The 17,538-nt window shown below is 67.8% G+C and carries 16 protein-coding genes; 8 read left to right on the top strand and 8 right to left on the bottom strand.

The features are described 5' to 3' along the window. Positions 1 to 11 precede the first annotated feature (11 nt). The 8 genes from VAPA_RS30520 to VAPA_RS30485 are packed head-to-tail and all read left to right on the top strand — an operon-like array spanning position 12 to position 8,426. Positions 12 to 788 carry an SDR family NAD(P)-dependent oxidoreductase gene (locus VAPA_RS30520; protein ID WP_021004089.1) on the top strand — a complete coding sequence of 259 codons (777 nt, stop codon included), beginning with the start codon at positions 12 to 14 and terminating at the stop codon, positions 786 to 788. A 36-nt stretch (positions 789 to 824) separates the two neighbouring features. Continuing rightward, a complete protein-coding gene (locus tag VAPA_RS30515) occupies positions 825 to 2,024 on the top strand; it encodes an ABC transporter substrate-binding protein (RefSeq protein WP_021004088.1) in 1,200 nt (399 codons plus the stop codon). A 57-nt stretch (positions 2,025 to 2,081) separates the two neighbouring features. Continuing rightward, positions 2,082 to 3,005, top strand: coding sequence for a branched-chain amino acid ABC transporter permease (locus tag VAPA_RS30510; protein WP_021004087.1), 924 nt, complete (start codon positions 2,082 to 2,084; stop codon positions 3,003 to 3,005). After that, on the top strand, positions 3,002 to 4,795 hold the full coding sequence (locus VAPA_RS30505; protein ID WP_021004086.1) for a branched-chain amino acid ABC transporter ATP-binding protein/permease: 1,794 nt from the start codon (positions 3,002 to 3,004) through the stop codon (positions 4,793 to 4,795). Before VAPA_RS30510 ends, VAPA_RS30505 begins: the two co-directional genes overlap by 4 nt. Continuing rightward, a complete protein-coding gene (locus VAPA_RS30500; protein ID WP_021004085.1) occupies positions 4,789 to 5,499 on the top strand; it encodes an ABC transporter ATP-binding protein in 711 nt (236 codons plus the stop codon). The genes VAPA_RS30505 and VAPA_RS30500 overlap by 7 nt, the downstream gene beginning before the upstream one ends. Positions 5,500 to 5,531: 32 nt before the next feature. Beyond that, positions 5,532 to 6,491 (top strand): MBL fold metallo-hydrolase, encoded by a 960-nt coding sequence (locus VAPA_RS30495; protein ID WP_021004084.1) that lies wholly within the window; start codon positions 5,532 to 5,534, stop codon positions 6,489 to 6,491. A 49-nt stretch (positions 6,492 to 6,540) separates the two neighbouring features. Beyond that, complete coding sequence (locus tag VAPA_RS30490) at positions 6,541 to 7,725, top strand: NADH:flavin oxidoreductase/NADH oxidase (RefSeq protein ID WP_021004083.1); 1,185 nt, start codon at positions 6,541 to 6,543, stop codon at positions 7,723 to 7,725. 5 nt (positions 7,726 to 7,730) lie between these two features. Next, positions 7,731 to 8,426 (top strand): EthD domain-containing protein, encoded by a 696-nt coding sequence (locus VAPA_RS30485; protein WP_021004082.1) that lies wholly within the window; start codon positions 7,731 to 7,733, stop codon positions 8,424 to 8,426. Positions 8,427 to 8,498: 72 nt separating this feature from the next. Here the strand turns inward: VAPA_RS30485 and VAPA_RS30480 are convergent, their stop codons facing one another. The 8 genes from VAPA_RS30480 to VAPA_RS30445 all read right to left on the bottom strand — a co-directional run bounded on the left by VAPA_RS30480 (position 8,499) and on the right by VAPA_RS30445 (position 17,535). Then, positions 8,499 to 8,789 carry a DUF1330 domain-containing protein gene (locus VAPA_RS30480; protein ID WP_021004081.1) on the bottom strand — a complete coding sequence of 97 codons (291 nt, stop codon included), beginning with the start codon at positions 8,787 to 8,789 and terminating at the stop codon, positions 8,499 to 8,501. Positions 8,790 to 8,873: 84 nt separating this feature from the next. Continuing rightward, entirely contained in the window at positions 8,874 to 9,917 is a 1,044-nt protein-coding gene (locus VAPA_RS30475; protein WP_021004080.1) for an ABC transporter permease, read from the bottom strand. Beyond that, entirely contained in the window at positions 9,914 to 11,500 is a 1,587-nt protein-coding gene (locus VAPA_RS30470; protein WP_021004079.1) for a sugar ABC transporter ATP-binding protein, read from the bottom strand. Before VAPA_RS30470 ends, VAPA_RS30475 begins: the two co-directional genes overlap by 4 nt. Before the next feature lie 11 nt (positions 11,501 to 11,511). Continuing rightward, positions 11,512 to 12,516: a substrate-binding domain-containing protein gene (locus VAPA_RS30465; protein WP_021004078.1), complete on the bottom strand. Its 1,005-nt coding sequence runs from the start codon at positions 12,514 to 12,516 to the stop codon at positions 11,512 to 11,514. A 12-nt stretch (positions 12,517 to 12,528) separates the two neighbouring features. Then, on the bottom strand, positions 12,529 to 13,581 hold the full coding sequence (locus VAPA_RS30460) for an ABC transporter permease (protein WP_021004077.1): 1,053 nt from the start codon (positions 13,579 to 13,581) through the stop codon (positions 12,529 to 12,531). A gap of 14 nt (positions 13,582 to 13,595) precedes the next feature. Beyond that, on the bottom strand, positions 13,596 to 14,540 hold the full coding sequence (locus VAPA_RS30455; protein ID WP_021004076.1) for a ribokinase: 945 nt from the start codon (positions 14,538 to 14,540) through the stop codon (positions 13,596 to 13,598). 4 nt (positions 14,541 to 14,544) lie between these two features. Further along, positions 14,545 to 14,997: an RbsD/FucU family protein gene (locus tag VAPA_RS30450; RefSeq protein WP_021004075.1), complete on the bottom strand. Its 453-nt coding sequence runs from the start codon at positions 14,995 to 14,997 to the stop codon at positions 14,545 to 14,547. A gap of 123 nt (positions 14,998 to 15,120) precedes the next feature. After that, positions 15,121 to 17,535, bottom strand: a complete 2,415-nt coding sequence (locus VAPA_RS30445) for an aldehyde dehydrogenase family protein (protein WP_021004074.1) — start codon at positions 17,533 to 17,535, stop codon at positions 15,121 to 15,123. Positions 17,536 to 17,538 lie beyond the last annotated feature (3 nt).

The raw sequence follows: 17,538 nt of genomic DNA, 5'->3' as shown, positions 1-17,538 counted from the left end.
GAGACACCACCATGAAATACCCGGAGACTGTCGCCCCCCGACTGCTCGAAGGCCGGCTGGCCCTGATCACCGGCGCGGGGCAGGGCAATGGCCGCACGCTGGCGCTCGGCCTTGCCCAGGCCGGCGCGCGCGTGATCGTGACCGACATGAACGAAGGCACGGTCGGGGAAACGGCCAGGTCGGTGCGCCTCGAAGGCGGCGAGGCCTGGGCCTTCGTGCTCGACGTCACTTCTTCCGATGACTGCCGTGCCCTGGCGCAGCGCGTCGAGAAGGAGATCGGGCAGGTCGACCTGCTCGTCAACAACGCCGGGGTCATCATTCGCGAGTCGATGTCCAGCGACAAGGCCGAGGCGAACTGGAAGAAGACCATCGACGTCAACGTGCATGGCACCTTCAACGTGACGCTGGCGTGGCTGCCTGCCATCAAGGCCCGCAAGGGTTCCATCATCAACATCGCCTCGATCGCCGCATACGCGGGCCAGGGCGCGAGCCTGGGCTACTCGCCGTCGAAAGGCGCGATCAAGATGTTCACCCAGTCGCTCGCACAAGAGCTCGCACCTGCGGGCGTGCGCGTGAATGCGCTGGCACCCGGCGTCATCGAAACGCCGATGACCGCGGCGACGAGAGACGACCCCGAGCGGCTGGCGTCGTTCATGACGCGCATTCCGATGGGCCGCGTCGGCCAGACCGAAGACCTCGTGGGGCCCGTGATCTTCCTGGCCTCCGACATGTCGCGCTACGTGACGGGCATCACGCTGCCGGTGGACGGCGGATTCCTGGCGGTCTGACGACCCATTGCATTCACCACTGAAGGAGACAACACCATGAGACTCACACGCCTGTACGCCGGATTTCTGGCCGCCACTGCATTCACCGCCTTCTGTGCGGGCGCCTCCGCCCAGGACATCAAGCTGGGCTACAACGGAGACCTCTCCGCATCGCCATCTGCCCAGAGCGGCCAGGCAGCGGTGCTCGGCATGGAGGCCGCCATCGTCGACATCAACGCGGCGGGCGGCATTCTCGGCCGCAAGCTCGCACTGGTCACGCGAGACGACACCTCCGCGCCACCCAAGTCGATCCAGAACATGAGCGACCTGGTCGACAACGAGAAGGTCGCCGCCGTGTTCGGCCCCACGAACTCGGGTAACGCCATGGCATGGAAACACATCGCCAATCAAAAGAAAATTCCGGTGCTGGGCAACGTGGGTTCGGGCACGGACATCACCAAGCCGATGAGCCCGGGCGCGGACAACTACATGTTCCGCGTGTCGATGGTGGACCGCGAACAGATCGCTGCGCTGATGGCCTACGTCAAGAAGAACTCCGCCAAGTCGAAGGTGATCGGCTTCATGGCGGAAACCACCGGGTACGGGCAGGGCGGGCTGAAGGACATGCAGGAAATCGCCGAGCTGCAGGGCATCAAGCCGGCGGCGACCGAGCGCTTCGGCGTGGGCGACACCGACATGACGTCGCAACTCAGCAAGATGAAGGCCGCGGGCGTGGACACCGTGGTGGTCTGGGCCCAGGGCACGCCGATTGCGCAGCTGGTTCGCAGCATGGAGAAGATCAACTACTTCCCGCTGACCTTGACCTCCTGGGCCGCCGACAACATCACCTTCTATGACGCGGCCGGCAAGGCGCTGGCCGAGAAGCCGATCTTCATGCGCACGGTCGGCGAAACGCGCACGCCCGCCCAGCAAAAGCTGTTCGATCGCATCGGATCCAAGCTGAAGGCGCCGGGCTCCTTCTCGTTTGCGCTGCATGGCTACGACTCGGTCCTGATCTATGCGGAAGCCGTCAAGCAAGCCAAGACGATCGAGGGATCCGCAGTTCGCCTGGCGCTCGAGGACCTGAAGACGCCGGTGCAAGGCCTGCTCAAGACCTACGACAAGCCGTTCAGCAAGACCAACCACGAAGCGCTCACCGCCAAGGACCTGGTCTGGATCCGCTGGAAGGAGGGCAAGCTGATGCCCTACAGCGACGCCATGATCGGTTCGTTCGCGCCGGCCGACTTCAAGCAGTAACCGTTCGACAAGGTCCCCCAGGGCTGGTGACGCCTCGGGTGCGACAGGAGACACACAATGGCAGAAGCGCTCTTGCAGGCGATCATCAGCGGACTGGCCGTGGGCGGGGCCTATGCGCTCGTGGCGCTGGGATTCAGCATCACGTTCACGACCACCAAGACCCTCAACTTCTCTCACGGAGAGTTCGTGTCGGCAGGTGCCTTCATCGGGATGAGCGCGCTCTTCCTGGTGCTGGGACTGCCGGTCACGTCGACCACGTTCGGCCAGGCGATGCCCGGCGCCGGCGCGCAACTGGTGGCGCTTCTCGCAGCGCTCGGCGTCATGGGCCTGCTCGGCTGGATGCTCTATGCGATCGGCGTTCGGCCGTTCGCGGGACGGCCCGGCATGGCCTGGGTCATGAGCACGCTGGGGTTCGGCGTCATCCTGCAGAGCATCGGCCTTGCGATCTGGGGGCCCAAGCCGGTCGTGGTGCCGGGGCCGCTGGGTGATACGGTGATCCGGCTTCTTGGCGTCGGCATCCGCCCGCAGGAGATCCTGACGCTGAGCGTGGCCGTGGTCATCATGATCGGCTTCGACTGGGTCATGAACCGCACCATGGTGGGCAAGGCCATGCGCGCCGTCGCAGCCAACGGCAACGTGGCCAGCCTGATGGGCATCAACACCAACGCCGTGATGATCGGCGCGTTCGTCGTGAGCTCCGCCCTGGCGGGACTCTCGGGGTTCCTGCTCGCGCCGATCGCGCAGGCTTCGCTGTTCATGGGCCTGACGGTGGGCCTCAAGGGCTTCTCGGGCGCCATGATCGGCGGCCTGAGCAACCCCCGGGGCTGCGTCATCGGCGGCTTCGTACTGGGAGTGTTCGAGTCGCTGGTGAACCTTTGGCAGGCGCAGTGGCGCGAAGTGGCGGTGTTCGCTCTCGTGATCCTGGTCCTCGCGTTCCGCCCGACCGGCCTGTTCGGCAAGAAGCTGGTGGAGAAGGTATGAAGCACGGTCGGCATCCCCTGGCCGTCCTGCTCGCGGCGGCCGCGCTGATAGGCATCACGTCGCTGTTCGGCAACGACTACTACCTGCGCATCGTCTTCATGATGTGCGTCTATTACCTCTGCGCGGCCGGCATGAACGTGCTGGTGGGCTACGCCGGGCAGAAATCGCTCGGCCAGGCCGGGCTCTTCGCGGCGGGTGCGTACGCCGTCGCATTGCTGACCACGCGCACGGAGATGAATCCCTGGCTGGCCCTGGTGGCGGCGGCCGCGATCTCCGGCGTCTGCGGCGTGCTGATCGCCTTGCCTTCCTTGCGGGTGAAGGGCCCCTACCTCGCGATGGTGACGCTGGCATTCGGCATCGTCGTTGAGAAACTCGTCGGCGAGTGGACGGACGTGTTCGGCGGCGCCCAAGGCATCTACGGCATCAAGGCCCTGACCTGGAACGGCCAGCCGTTGACTTCGGAACAGTGGGTCTGGCTGGGCATCGCGCTTTGCGCCGTCACCCATCTCCTGCTTCGCAACCTGGTGCAGGGGCGCTTCGGCCGCGCACTGCTCTCGCTGCAGGCGGACGAGATCGCGTCGGCCTCGGTCGGTGTGCGCGTCTACCGCGCCAAGGTGATCGCGTTCGTCGTGGCGGCGGTCACCTGCGGCATTGCCGGAGCGCTGGTCGCGCAGCAGAACCAGTACATCAACTCCGACTTCATCACCTTCCACCTGTCGATCTTCATCCTGCTGCTGGTGCTGTTCGGCGGCGCCGGCTCGATGTACGGGCCGCTGGTGGGCACGGTGATTCTCACGGTCGTCGATGCGGCGTTGGCGCGCTGGCCTTCGGCGCAGCATTTCCTGTACGGCTTCCTGCTGCTCTTCGCGCTCTATGTGATGCCGGGCGGGGTGGTGGGACTGTTCTCGAAGTGGTTTCGCCGGTCCGGCGATGCGCCCGAGACTCCAGGCGCGGCCACCGGGTCCACGCGCATCGGCCCCGGCGGCAGTGGAGAGCTGCTGGTGGTCCAGGGGGTGACGAAGAACTTCGGTGGCGTCAAGCCGGCACAGGACGTCTCGTTCCGGCTCCAGCGCGGGCACATCCATGCATTGATCGGGCCGAACGGCGCCGGCAAGAGCACCATGATCAACATGCTGACCGGCCTCATCGATCCGACTGAAGGTTCGATCCGGTTCCTGGACCAGGAGGTTTCAGGCCGCGCGGTGCACTCGATCTGCTGCATGGGCATGGGGCGCACCTTCCAGAACCTGCGCCTGTTCACTGACCTGTCGGTGCTGGACAACGTGATGCTGGGCCGCCACAGCCGGATGACGAACGGTTTCTTCGCTTCGCTGGTCTCGCTGCCCAGTGCACGGAAGCAGGAGGCAGCGACGCGCGCCCGTGCACTCCAGTTGCTCGAGCTGGTGGGCCTGTTGCACCTGGCGCACCAGCCGGCCGGCAGCTTGCCCTATGGACTGCAGCGCCGCGTCGAACTCGCGCGCGCACTCGCGACCGAGCCGCAGCTGCTCCTGCTCGACGAGCCGGCCGCAGGCCTCAACCCGCAGGAGACCACGGAGCTCGGTCAGCTGCTGATCCGGATCGGCAAATGCGGCGTCACCATCCTGATGGTGGAGCACCACATGGACCTCGTGATGTCCGTCTCGGACCACGTGATCGTGCTGGATTACGGCATCAAGATCGCCGAAGGCAGGCCTGCCGAAGTGCAGGCCAACCCTCGCGTCGTCGAGGCGTACCTCGGCGTCGATGAACCCGAAGCGCTCCTGACCGAACCGGAAGGCCAGCCATGCTGAAACTCGAATCGGTCAAGGTCGCCTACGGGGCGATCCAGGCGGTCAAGGGCGTGAGCCTCGAAGTCCGCAAGGGCGAGGTGGTCACCATCATCGGCGCCAACGGCGCAGGCAAGAGCACCTTGCTCAAGAGCATCTGCGGCCTGGAGCCGGTCACGGAAGGGCGCATCCTGATCGACGGCAAGGACGCCACGAACGTCCCGGCGCACCAGCGCGTGGGCCTCGGCGTCGCCATGTCGCCGGAGGGCCGCGGCGTTTTCGCGGACCAGACTGTGCGGGAGAACCTGATGCTGGGCGCCTACTCGCGCAGGAAGGATGCTTCGGCCATCGAGGCCGCCATCGAACGCGAGTTCAGGCGCTTTCCGAGGCTGCGCGAGCGCCAGGACCAGTTGTCCGGAACGCTCTCGGGCGGCGAACAGCAGATGCTCGCGATCGCGCGTGCGCTGATGAGCGAGCCGCGCCTTCTGCTGCTGGACGAACCGTCGCTCGGCCTCGCGCCATTGATCATCAAGGACATCTTCAATGCGATTCGCCAGCTGCGCCAATCCGGATTGACCATCCTGCTGGTCGAACAGATGGCCAAGCAGGCGCTGGGCGTGGCCGACCGCGCCTATGTGCTCGAGACGGGCCACATCACCCTGGAGGGCTCGGGCCGCGAGCTCCTCGACGATCCGAAGGTCAAGGCCGCCTATCTCGGCACGCACTGACCGCCATCCCATCATCCACAGAGGACAACCCCATGAACGCCACCAAGAAATTCGCCAGCCATGCCGACCTTGAAGAAAAGAAGGTCACCTTCAGCCAGATCTCCGAGCACGCCTGGGCCTACACCGCAGAAGGCGATCCCAACACCGGCATCGTCATCGGAGACGATGCCGTGCTGGTGGCCGACACCCAGGCCACGCCCGCGATGGCGGCCGATGTGATCCGCCGCATCCGCGAGGTCACCGACAAGCCCATCAGGTACGTGGTGCTGACCCACTACCACGCGGTGCGCGTGCTGGGCGCCGCGGCCTACGAGCCGGAACACATCCTCGCGAGCCAGGACACCTACGACCTTATCGTGGAGCGCGGCGAGCAGGACAAGGCCAGCGAGATCGGCCGATTCCCGCGCCTGTTCCAGAACGTCGAGACCGTGCCGCCGGGCATGACCTGGCCCACCATGACCTTCACCGGCAAGATGACCTTGTGGCTCGGCAAGCTCGAGGTGCAGCTGCTGCAGCTCGGCCGCGGCCACACCAAGGGCGACACCGTGGTCTGGCTGCCGCAGGAGAGAGCCCTGCTCAGCGGTGACCTCGTCGAGTTCAACGCCACGCCGTACGCGGGCGACGCCTATTTCAAGGACTGGCCGCAGACGCTCGACAACCTCGCGGCGTTGAAGCCGAAGGCGCTGGTGCCCGGCCGGGGTGCCGCGCTCACGACACCGGAAGAAGTGGCAAAGGGCTTGGCGGGCACGCGCGATTTCATCGCCGATGTCTATTCCAGCGTGCAGCGGGGCGTCGCCCAGGGCAGGGACCTCAACGCGGTCTACAAGGACACCTATGCCGCGTTGAAGCCCAAGTACGGCCACTGGGTGATCTTCGACCATTGCATGCCCTTCGATGTCACGCGCTGCTACGACGAGGCGACCCAGTACCCCGACCCGCGCATCTGGACCGCCGAGCGCGACATCGAGATGTGGAAGACGCTCGAAGGCTGAGCCGTCGGTGCCTTCCCACTGCCGCGGGAACCTCTGCCACATCGATCCCATGACACCTGCCGGACCCATTCTTTTCCAGCCCCTCTCACTGCGCGAACTGGTGCTGAAGAACCGCACCGTGATCTCGCCGATGTGCCAGCATGCCGCGGAAGGCGGGCGCGCCACGCCGTGGCACCTTGTGCATCTCGGAAAGTTCGCGCTCGGCGGCGCCGGGCTGATTCTCACGGAGAGCACGGCCGTCGATCCCCGGGGGCGCATAGGCACGGCCGACCTGGGCCTCTGGGCAGACAGCCAGATCGAACCGTTGAAGGCAGTCGTCGATTTCGTTCATGCCAATGACGCAGCCATCGGCGTTCAACTGGCGCATGCCGGGCGCAAGGCCGGAAGCCAGCCGTTGTGGGAAGGCGGTGCCGCGTTGGCCGAATCGCGCCTCGCTGCCGATGCAGAGCCTTGGGGGCGACTCGGCCCCAGCGCGTTGCCGGCAGGTCCAGGCTGGTCCGCGCCGGTGGCGCTGGATCGCGATGGCATCGAGCAAATTGTGCAGAGCTTCGTCGATGCCACCTTGCGCGCCGAGAAAACCGGCTTCGATGTCGTGGAGCTGCATTTCGGCCACGGCTACCTGGTCGCAAGCTTCCTGTCGCCCAACTCGAATCACCGCGACGACGAATGGGGCGGCAGTCTCGAAGGGCGCATGCGGCTGGCCCTCGAGATCGCGCGCAGGGTTCGTGCAGCCTGGCCTGCCGGCAAGCCGCTCTTCTGCCGGCTCTCGGCGGTCGATGGCAGCGTCGACGGCTGGAGCCTCGAGGACTCGATCGTTCTTTCCCGCCAACTCGCACATTGCGGCGTCGACGTCATCGATTGCTCTTCCGGCGGGTTGACCGAGGAGACGCGGGCACTGCCGGTGCCGCGGGGGCTGGGTTTCCAGGTGCCATTCTCGGAACGAATTCGGCACGAGGCTCAGATCAGGACGCAGGCCGTCGGAATGATCGTCGATGCGGGCCAGGCCGAAGCGGTTCTCGCCGAGGGGAAGGCCGACCTGATCGCTCTCGGGCGCGAAGCGCTGTTCGACCCCTATTGGCCGCATCACGCCGCCATCGCCTTGGGCGTCGACTCCGGCTACAGACGCTGGCCCGTGCGGCACGGCGTGTGGCTCGCCAAACGTGCGCCGGGCCTGGCGCGCGCCCGTGCCCAGGCCGCAGCCGAAGCCATCGCACCAACCACCAGCCAGGAGTGACTGCAATGAACGTGAGAATGGGCTTGATCCGCAAGAAGACCGACTGGTCCGCAGAAGACTTCAGGTCCTATTGGCGCGACAGGCACGGCCCGTTGGCGGCATGCGCGCCCGGCTTGCGCGGCTATTGGCAGAACGCCGTCACGGAGCGGCTGCAGCGCGGCATCGACTTTGCGCGCGGGCCTTGGGATTTCGATGGCTTCTCGCAGCTCTGGTTCGACGACGTCGAACATGCGGACCAGGCGTTCAAGGACGGCAAGCTCGCGGCGGACCTTGTCGCGGACGAGCGGCACTTCCTGGGTAGCTTGCACATCGTCACCGCCGAGCAGCGCGTGGTCATCGAAGTGCCGCAGCCGCAGGCGCGTGCCCGCCTCCTGAAGCGCATCTCGACCCTGAAGCGGCGTCCCGAGCTCAGCGAGGACAACTTCCGCCGCGAATGGAAGATCCACGGCGATCTGGTTCGAAAGATGCCCGGTGTCGGTGCCTACAGGCAGAACGTCGTGGTTGCGCGCGAGCTCGTCAAGGGCGAGCCCTGCGGCTACGAGGACCTGCCGATCGACGGCGTCGTGGAGCTGTGGTTCGAGAACGCCGACACCTTGCAGGCCGCTTTCTCGTCGCGCGCCGGGCAGACGACGATGGCGCATGCCAAGACATTCCTGGACGAGATCACGGCGTTTCTCGTCGAGGAACACCGCGTTGCTTGAGTGCGCGGTGGAAGCCGTCGGCAGCGGCTGTTCTGGCGCAGCACCGCTCGCAAGAATCTGATCCAGGGAAGCTCAGACCCCTTCGATGATCCGCAGATCCCTCTCGGCCCCATCGCCCAACGCGGCGAGCGCGGCCTGGTAGTCGGGGCTGTCATGCACGGCGCTGGCCTGCTCGACGCTGTCGAACTCGATCAACACGGTGCGTTCGGGCAAACCGTACTCGTAGACCTTGGCGGGCAGGCCGCGCGCGAGAAAGCGCCCGCCGCCGGCAGCGATTGCCGGGCCGGCCAGTTTCGCGTAGGCCGCGAGTTTGTCGGCGTCGTTGACGGCACGGTACGCGCTGACCCAATAGGCTTTTGCCATGGTGATTTCTTCTTTCTGTTGCTGAGCGAACAATATAGCCGGCGTTTGCCCGCGCTCGCTCGGCCTGGAGCCCGGCCCGAAGCCTCAGGCCTGCTTGCGCATCGCGAAGCAAGCTCCCGCAACCAGGATGAAGGCCCCGATGATGACCTTCTGCCACGTGCTTGGCACGCCCGCCAGGATCAGCACGTTGTTGATCAGCGTCACCAGCACCACGCCGAGCAGCGTGCCGCCCACGGTGCCGCTGCCGCCGGTGATGCGCGCGCCGCCGAGGATCACGGCGGCGATCACGTCCAGCTCGTTGCCCACCAGGTCGAAAGGGTTGGCCAGCCGCGTGCTCGACACATGCACGATGCCCGCGAGGCCCGACAGGAACCCCGCGTAGGCAAAGACGAAGACGTGCACCGTGCGCAGGTTGTAGCCCAGCCGCTCCGCGATCGCCAGGCTGCCGCCGATGGCGTACACCGCGCGGCCGATCAGCGTGCGGTTCAGCAGCCACCAGGTCAGCACCGCCGCACCGGCCAGCACCAGCACGGTGGCCGGCAGCACCGCGTGCAGGCCCTGCGGCGTGTCGAAGCGCCAGAGTGCGAGCTTGCCGAAGGCGTCCATCGGCAGCGGCACGTTCATGAAGAACACGGTGCCGACAAAGGTCAGCAGGATGCCGCGGTACAGGTACTGCGTGCCGATGGTCACGATCAGCGAGGGTGCCTTGAGCCAGTGCACCAGCAGGCCGTTCAGCACGCCCAGCAGGGCGCCGCTTGCCGCGCCCGCCACCAGCAGCAGCGCGATCGGCGCTTCCGGAAAATGGTTCAGCACGAGCTTGGTGATGCTGTACATCGTGAGCGCGGCAATCGCCGCGAACGACACGTCGATGCCGCCCGCGGCCAGCACGATCAGCACGCCGAGCGCGAACAGGCCCAGCACCGTGCAGGCGCGCACGATGTCGAACAGCACCGGCAACTGGAAGAAGCTGGGGTTGATCGCGCCCACCACCAGGCTCACCAGCACGATCAGCGCCAGCGTGAAGACCGAGGGGCGCTGCGCGAGCCAGTGGCGCCAGGACGTGCGGGCCCGGGGCTCGGGCGCCGCGGGCACGGCGGTGGTGTGCGCTTGCATGGTGGAAGCCGTCATGAGAATGCGGGAGAAGGGGTGTCGGAAACCAGCGCGCGGTACAGATCGCTTTCGGCCAGTTCTTGCGCGTCGAAGTCGTGGGCAATGCGGCCCTTTCGCATCAAGAGGATGCGGTCGCAGTTCTGCAGCAGTTCCTGCAGGTCGTCGCTGACCAGGATCACGCCCAGTCCCTGCTCGGCCAGCCGCTGCACGATGCGGTAGATGGTGTCTTTCGAGCCGACGTCCACGCCCACGGTCGGGCCGTGCAGGATCAGCACCCGCGGATCGATGGCGAGCCAGCGCCCGATCAGCACGCGCTGCTGGTTGCCGCCCGAAAGCGACTGCACCGGCCGGTCCACGTCGGGCGTGGCGATCTGCAGCTCGGTCACTGTGCGTTCGGCCAGCGCCTGGCACTGGCGCGCATCGAGCGCGCCGAAGCGGCCGCGCAGGCGGCTCAGCACGGCCGTGACGATGTTGTCGCGGATCGGCTTGTCGAGAAAGAGGCCTTCACTGAGCCGGTCTTCGGGCACATAGCCGATGCCCTGGCGGATCCCGTCGGCCGGTGTCTTCAGCACGATCTCCTTCGCTGCGAGCGAGATGCGGCCGCGGTCGGCGGCCTGCACGCCCGCGAGCGCCAGCGCCAGCTCGTTGCGCCCCGAATCGAGCAGTCCGGTGATGCCCAGGATCTCGCCCTTGTGCAGCGTGAAGCCCACGTCGCTGAACTGGGTGCCGCGGCCCAGCGCCTCGACCTGCAGCAGCACGTCACCATCGTGCGAGCGGTGACGGTAGCGTGCACCGTCGAGCTGCTTGCCGGTCATCCAGTGCGAGAGCTCGGCCTTGGTGAAGTCCTTGATCGGCCCCTGCGCGACCTTGGTGCCGTCGCGGAACACGATGGCCTGGCCGCCCATGGCCATGCACTCGTCGAGCTTGTGGCTCACGAACAGCACCGCCACGCCCTGTGCGCGCAGGGCCTCGACCACGTGCACGAGGTTGTCCACCTCCTTCTGCGTGAGCGAGGTGGTGGGCTCGTCCATGATGACCATGCGCGCGCGCGTGGCCACGGCACGCGCGATGGCCACCAGCTGGCGCGTGGCAATCGGCAGTTCGTCGACGCGGCGCGCGAGGAAGGCGGCATCGGTCGGCAGCTTGACCGTTGCCAGCGCGCGCACGGCCGTGGCCGCCACCGCCTTGCGGTCGAAACGGCACGCCAGCTTGCCGCCGGTGTTCACCAGCTGCTCGCTGAGCGCGACGTTTTCCGCCACGCTCATGTTCGGCAACAGGGACAGGTCCTGGTAGACCGTCTCGATGCCGAGCGTGAGCGCCTGCAGCGGCGACAGCGCATCGTGCGGCCTGCCGTCGACCACGATGCGGCCCTGGCTCGGCGGCTGCGCGCCGGAGATGATCTTGATCAACGTGCTCTTGCCGCAGCCGTTCTCGCCGAGCAGGTGGTAGATCTCGCCGGCCTCGATCGTCAGGTCGATGCCGCGCAGCGCGTGCACGCCCGCGAAGCGCTTGTGCACGTCCTGCACTTCGAGAAAGACGCGGCGCCCCGCCGGCGCGGCCGGGAAGTGCGGGACGGGCGTGGAGAGCGCTGCAAGGGTCATGGTTCGCAGGCTCAGAAGGCGTACTTCTTGTAGTTCTGCTTGTCGACTTCGACCCAGGCCTGGCCCGTGACGATGACGCCGGCGCCCGGTCCCTTCTTGACCGAGACCTTGTTGTAGCCCGGCACGCCCATGTCGGCGCCGTCGGCGATGGTCTTGCCGTCGATCAGCATCTTGGCCGCCTTGTTCATGACGAGGCCGGCGTCCTTCGGATCCCAGAAGGCGATGCCGCCGACCGCGCCCGATTCGAGGAACTTGGCCGCCTCGCTCGGCAGGCCCGTGCCGAACACGCAGACCTTGCCTTGCAGGCCGGCTTCTTCCACGGCGCGCCCGATGCCCAGCACGTCGAGCGACGACGAGCCCTGGAAGCCCTTCAGATCGGGGTGCTTGCGCAGCATTTCCTTGGCCTTGCCGTAGGCCTTCTCGGCATCGTTGAGCGATTCGTTCTTGGCATCGACGAGCTGCATCTTGGGGTACTTCTTCGCGTTCGAGGCGCCGCCGTCGGCCCACTGCACCTGCGACTGGCTGCCCAGCGAGCCGACCAGCGATGTCCACTTGCCCTGCTGGCCCATGCAGGCCGAGAGGCGCTCGTTGATGCGCGCGCCGTAGGCCGTGTTGTCGAAGGCCTCGATGTCGACCATGGTGTTCTTCTGGTTGTCGGCCTCGTGCGTCACGACCTTGATGCCGCGCTCCATCGCGCGCTTGAGCACCGGCTCCAGCGTGGGCGGGTCCATCGAGACCACGGCGATGGCGTCGACCTTCCTGGCCACCAGGTCTTCCACCAGGCGTTGCTGCTGCGCGGCGTCCGACTGGGCCGGGCCGATCTGGCGCGTGGTCACGCCCGGCGTGCTCGCGCCGAATTCCTTCACGCCCACTTCCATGCGGTTGAACCAGCTGATGCCCGTGATCTTGACCACGGTGACGATGTCCTGCGGCTTGCCCTGTGCATGCAGTGCCGAGGCGAAAGCCACGGTGGTGAGTGCGAGCACGGTGCAGGCGATCTTGGTTTTCTTCAGCATTTGTGTTGTCTCCTAGCCCTCGGGATTTCTTTGCGTCGTGCCAGGAGGGAGCTGGTGCGGCGGTGCGCTGGAGCGCGTGGTGGAAAGAAAGACGCGCAGGTCCTGCAGGCCGAAGCGCCCGTACGCCAGGAAGAACAGCAGCAGCAGGCCCCAGGCGCAGTCGCGGAAGAAATTGGAAATGCCCAGCAGGTTGAAGGTGCTCGACAGCAGCTGCAGCGCCACTGCCGAAAAGAACAGGCACACCATGCGTCCGTAGCCGCCCTGCGGCCGCACGCCCGCCATCACCGTGATGAGGATGGCGATCAGCAGGTAGGAGTTGCCGTAGTCCGACTTCACGCTCGCGGTGCGCGCGGCGATGATCACGCCGGCCACGGCAGCGAGGAATCCGCACAGCGCATAGGTCGCGATCAGCATGCGGGCCTGCGAGATGCCGGCGTAGCGCGCCGCCTTGGCGTTGGTGCCGAGCAGGAACAGGCGGATGCCGAACGGGCTCTGCCGCAGCAGCCAGCCGACGGCCAGCAGCATGGCGAGGAAGATCACGAACGGAATCGGCACGCCCAGCACCATCTCGTTGCCGATGGCGGAGAGCGCCTCGGCCTCGCCCACGCGCAGGCTGGAGCCGCCCGTGAGCACCACGGCCAGGCCGGTGTAGAGCAGCTGCGTGCCCAGCGTGCAGAGGATCGGCGTGAGGCCTGCCTTCGCGATCAGCACGCCGTTGAGCAGCCCGCCGGCCAGGCCCACCGCCAGCGCAATGGCGGCGAACCAGCCGGTGTAGAGCCAGGGCGACGCATCGGGCGCGGCCAGCTGCGGTGCGAGCGTGGCGGCCACCACGCCGGCCAGGTTGGCCAGCGCCACGCCCGACAGGTCGATGCCGCCGTTGCCCGAGATCATCGACAGCGCCACGCCCATGGCCAGCAGGCCGAGCTCGGGCAGCTGGCCGCCCATGGACTGGAAGTTGTAGACGTCGAGGAAGTCGCCCCTGGAGAGCACCGTCGCCACCACGAGGATGAGGACGTTGATGCCGACCAGGAAGTTGAGTTCGCGGTCCGAGAACTTGAGCTTCATGAGAGAGAGTCCTGTCAGGCGGCGCGGCCCAGCAGCGCATCGACCTCGGCGCGCATGGGCATCGAGGGCGCCGTGCCGGCACGCGTCACCGAGATGGCGGCGACCGCCGCGCCGAAGCGCGCCGCCTCGCGGGCGGTGGCGCCTTCGGCCAGCGCGGCCGCAAAGCCGCCGTTGAAGGCGTCGCCCGCGCCGGCGGTTTCCTTCACCGCGCCGGCGCGGAACACCGGAATGTGCTCGGAGCCGCTGGCGCTGTGCAGCAGGGCGCCCTTGTCGCCGAGCGTGATGAGCGCGCAGCCCACGCCCTTGGCGAGGAAGAAGTCGCCCGCGCGTCGCGCATCCTCGATGGTTTCGACGGGCATGCCGCTCAGGGCCGCGGCCTCGTGCTCGTTGGGCGTGATGTAGTCGCACAGCGCGTAGAGCGCGTCGTCGAAGGGCAGGGCGGGCGCGGGGTTGAACACCGTGACCGTGCCGGCTTCGCGCGCAATCTCCAGCCCGCGTCGCGCGGCGGCGGCCGGCTGCTCGAGCTGGGTGACGAACACGCGCGCGCCGCGGATCGCATCGGCGGCCGCATCCACGTCGGCCGCATCGATCAGCGCGGCCGCGCCCGGCACCACGATGATGGCGTTGTCGCCGGTGACCTCGTGCACGTAGATGAACGCCGCGCCGGTCGGCTGTGCCGCCACCTGCGGCGCGCGCGGCGTGATGCCTTCGCGCGACCAGAGGGCGAGCGCGTCGTTGCCGAAGGCGTCCTGCCCCAGCCTGGAGATGAACGTCACCCCGGCACCCGCGCGCGCGGCCGCCACGGCCTGGTTCGATCCCTTGCCGCCCGGACCCATCGCGAAGCCCGAGCCGGCGATGGTCTGGCCCACGCCCGGGAGGCTGGACGCGCGAAACGCGAGGTCGGCGACGAAGATGCCGAGCACGGCCACACCGTGCTGCCTGGAAGTGACGACGGTCATGGGGTCAGTCCTGCGGCGCGAGCACGCCCTTTTTGAAGATGAAGCAGCCGTAGAAGCGGCGCTCGCCGGTGGCGATCACGCAGTAGGCGCGGCGCGCGGCTTCGTAGAAGGCGAAGCGTTCGATCGAGCCCAGCGGGCGCGAACGTCCTTCGGCCGCGTCGATCTCGCGCTGCATCTCCTGCTGCACCGGCGGGATCTCGTGCGGCTGGCCCATGATTTCCATGCGGCGCGCCGGATCGTCCACCGCCTCGTCGAGCGGCAGCACCGACAGGATGGCGCGCGCCGCCTCGGTGGTGCCCGCGCCGTCGATGCGCAGCAGCCGTCCCAGCGTGGTCTGGCGCGCGACCGAATCGGCCGGGAAATTGGCATCGCACAGCACCAGTTCGTCGCCGTGGCCCATGGCGCGCAAGGCGTACAGCACGTCGGCATTGAGCAGCGGATGGATGGACTTCAGCATGCGTACTCCTGGGGTGGGAACAGTTCGGTTGGCCGCGATCTTAGAGAAAGAAAACGTTTGCGCAAACGTTTGCTATTGGGGGATTTCCCTCGGTTTACAGGGTTTCGGCGGTATGGCCCGCGGTCATTCGCCATAGGGAATCCAGATGTTCTTGACCTGCGTGGCATGCCGCAGGAACAGCGGACCTTCGGCGGCTGCGCCGTCGTGCCAGTCGGTGGCCAGGCCGTGATCGACCAGCGTGCGCTTGAGGTTGCCGACCGAGAGTCGCTCGGCCGTGCGCGACAGCGCCTTCGCGCCGAAGACCCACAGCGCATCGACGTCGTCGTGCTCGGCCAGCGTCTGCGCGAGGGCGGCGGCGGGGCCGGTCACGAGGTTGACCGCACCGGCGGGCAGGTCGGAGGTTTCGAGCACCTGGTAGAAGTCGGTCGCGATCAGCGGATGCTTCCCGCTCGGCACGACCACCGTGCGGTTGCCCATGGCGAGCAGCGGGGCGAGCAGGCTCACGAAGGACAGCAGCGGCGCCTCGTCGGGACACACCACCCCCACCACGCCGATGGGCTCGATGGTGGCGAGCGCCACGCCGCGCAGCGGCGGCACGTGCACCGTGCCCTCGTACTTGTCGGCCCATGCACCGTAGGCAAAGAGGCGGCTCACGGCCGCGTCGACCTCGGCCTGCGCGGCGCGCGCGGCCGCGCCGGTCAGGCTCGTGAGACGCGCGGCGAATTCGCCGGCGCGTGCCGAAAGGTTTTCGGCCAGGTAGTAGAGCGCCTGGGCGCGGCGGTGCGGCGTGGCGCTCGACCAGCCGGCGGCGGCGCGCGCGGCGGCCACGGCGTTGCGGATGTCCTTGCGGTTGCCGGCGCCCACCTCGCCGATCCGGTGGCCGGCGGCGGAGAACACCGGCTGCGACTGCTCGCCATCGGGGCGCACCTGCTTGCCGCCGATGAACAGCTTGGCCGTGCGGTCGATGGCCGGAAGCCCCGCGGCAGCCGGCGGCGCCTTGTCCGCTTCGTTCGCGGCCTGGGCAGGCGCTGTGGCCGAACGCGGCTTGCGTCCGGCCCACGCGCGCGGCTTCAGGTATTCGTAGCAGCCTTCGCGCCCGCCTTCGCGGCCGTAGCCCGATTCGCGGTAGCCGCCGAAGCCCACGCCCGCGTCGAACAGGTTGGTCGCGTTGACCCACACCACGCCGGCCTGCAGCTGCGGCGCGATGCCCAGCGCAAGGCCGATGGTCTCGCTCCATACGCTGGCCGCGAGCCCGTAGCGCGTGTTGTTGGCCAGCGCCACGGCCTCGTCGGGCGTGCGGAAGGTCATGGCCACCAGCACCGGTCCGAAGATCTCCTCGGTCGCAACGGTGGAAGCAGGATGCACGCCCGTCAGCAGCGTGGGCGGAAAGAAGCTGCCGCCCGCCGGCAGCGCGCCCGGCGGCTGGTAGCAGGCCGCGCCTTCGCGCACGCCCGTGGCCACCAGCGAACGCACGCGCTCGAGCTGCGAGGGGTCGATCAGGCTGCCGATGTCGATCGCCTTGTCCAGCGGCAGGCCCACGCGCAGGCTCTGCATGCGGCGCTTGAGGCGTTCGATGAAGTCGGCCGCGATGCCTTCCTGCAGCAGCAGCCGCGAGCCGGCACAGCACACCTGGCCCTGGTTGAACCAGATGGCGTCGACCACGCCTTCCACCGCGGCATCGATGTCGGCGTCGTCGAACACGATGAAGGGCGACTTGCCGCCCAGCTCCAGCGTGAGCGACTTGCCCGAGCCCGCGGTGGCCTCGCGGATCAGGCGGCCCACGTCGGTCGAGCCGGTGAAGGCGATCTTGTCGACGCCTTCGTGCGCCACCAGCGCCGCGCCCGTGGTGCCGTCGCCGGTCACCACGTTCAGCACGCCCGCGGGCAGGCCGGCCTCTGCGGCAAGTTCGGCGAACAGCAGGGCGCTGAGCGGCGTGAACTCCGCCGGCTTGAGCACCACCGTGTTGCCCAGCGCAAGCGCGGGGGCGATCTTCCAGGCCAGCATCAGCAGCGGGAAATTCCACGGAATGATCTGGCCGATCACGCCCAGCGGCACCTGGTCGGCGAACTCGCGCTCCTGCAGCTGGGCCCAGCCGGCATGGTGATAGAAGTGGCGCACCACCAGCGGCACGTCGAGGTCGCGGGTCTCGCGGATCGGCTTGCCGTTGTCCAGCGCCTCGACCACCGCGAGCAGCCGCGCATGGCGCTGCACCATGCGCGCCAGGGCGTACAGGTGCCGTGCACGGCCGTGGCCGCCGAGCGTCAGCCAGCCGGCCTGCGCGGCGCGCGCTGCAGCAACGGCGGCGTCCACGTCCTGTGCGGACCCTTGCGCGATGCGGGCGAGCTGCTGGCCGGTGGCCGGTTCGGCGGTGTCGAAATGCGCGCCGGCCGAAGCGGCGGTGAAACGGCCGCCGATGAAGTGGCCGAAGCCCTCGGCATGGCGCGAGAGCCATTGGCGGGCGTCGGTGTCGCTCTCGGGCGCGGGGCCGTAGTCCATGGTGTCGAAATAGCGTGCGACGCTGCTGTTGCTGCTGCTCATCGG

Origin of the sequence: Variovorax paradoxus B4 (assembly GCF_000463015.1) — a bacterium.
GTDB classification, from domain to species: domain Bacteria; phylum Pseudomonadota; class Gammaproteobacteria; order Burkholderiales; family Burkholderiaceae_C; genus Variovorax; species Variovorax paradoxus_E.
This window is presented reverse-complemented; position numbering and strand designations above follow the sequence as displayed.

Coding starts and splice junctions, on each gene's coding strand:
- VAPA_RS30490 (WP_021004083.1), top strand. CDS start 6,541: ATGACACCTGCCGGACCCATTCTTTTCCAGCCCCTCTCACTGCGCGAA.
- VAPA_RS30510 (WP_021004087.1), top strand. CDS start 2,082: ATGGCAGAAGCGCTCTTGCAGGCGATCATCAGCGGACTGGCCGTGGGC.
- VAPA_RS30515 (WP_021004088.1), top strand. CDS start 825: ATGAGACTCACACGCCTGTACGCCGGATTTCTGGCCGCCACTGCATTC.
- VAPA_RS30445 (WP_021004074.1), bottom strand. CDS start 17,535: ATGAGCAGCAGCAACAGCAGCGTCGCACGCTATTTCGACACCATGGAC.
- VAPA_RS30455 (WP_021004076.1), bottom strand. CDS start 14,540: ATGACCGTCGTCACTTCCAGGCAGCACGGTGTGGCCGTGCTCGGCATC.
- VAPA_RS30480 (WP_021004081.1), bottom strand. CDS start 8,789: ATGGCAAAAGCCTATTGGGTCAGCGCGTACCGTGCCGTCAACGACGCC.
- VAPA_RS30505 (WP_021004086.1), top strand. CDS start 3,002: ATGAAGCACGGTCGGCATCCCCTGGCCGTCCTGCTCGCGGCGGCCGCG.
- VAPA_RS30485 (WP_021004082.1), top strand. CDS start 7,731: ATGAACGTGAGAATGGGCTTGATCCGCAAGAAGACCGACTGGTCCGCA.
- VAPA_RS30470 (WP_021004079.1), bottom strand. CDS start 11,500: ATGACCCTTGCAGCGCTCTCCACGCCCGTCCCGCACTTCCCGGCCGCG.
- VAPA_RS30450 (WP_021004075.1), bottom strand. CDS start 14,997: ATGCTGAAGTCCATCCATCCGCTGCTCAATGCCGACGTGCTGTACGCC.
- VAPA_RS30495 (WP_021004084.1), top strand. CDS start 5,532: ATGAACGCCACCAAGAAATTCGCCAGCCATGCCGACCTTGAAGAAAAG.
- VAPA_RS30475 (WP_021004080.1), bottom strand. CDS start 9,917: ATGACGGCTTCCACCATGCAAGCGCACACCACCGCCGTGCCCGCGGCG.
- VAPA_RS30460 (WP_021004077.1), bottom strand. CDS start 13,581: ATGAAGCTCAAGTTCTCGGACCGCGAACTCAACTTCCTGGTCGGCATC.
- VAPA_RS30520 (WP_021004089.1), top strand. CDS start 12: ATGAAATACCCGGAGACTGTCGCCCCCCGACTGCTCGAAGGCCGGCTG.
- VAPA_RS30500 (WP_021004085.1), top strand. CDS start 4,789: ATGCTGAAACTCGAATCGGTCAAGGTCGCCTACGGGGCGATCCAGGCG.
- VAPA_RS30465 (WP_021004078.1), bottom strand. CDS start 12,516: ATGCTGAAGAAAACCAAGATCGCCTGCACCGTGCTCGCACTCACCACC.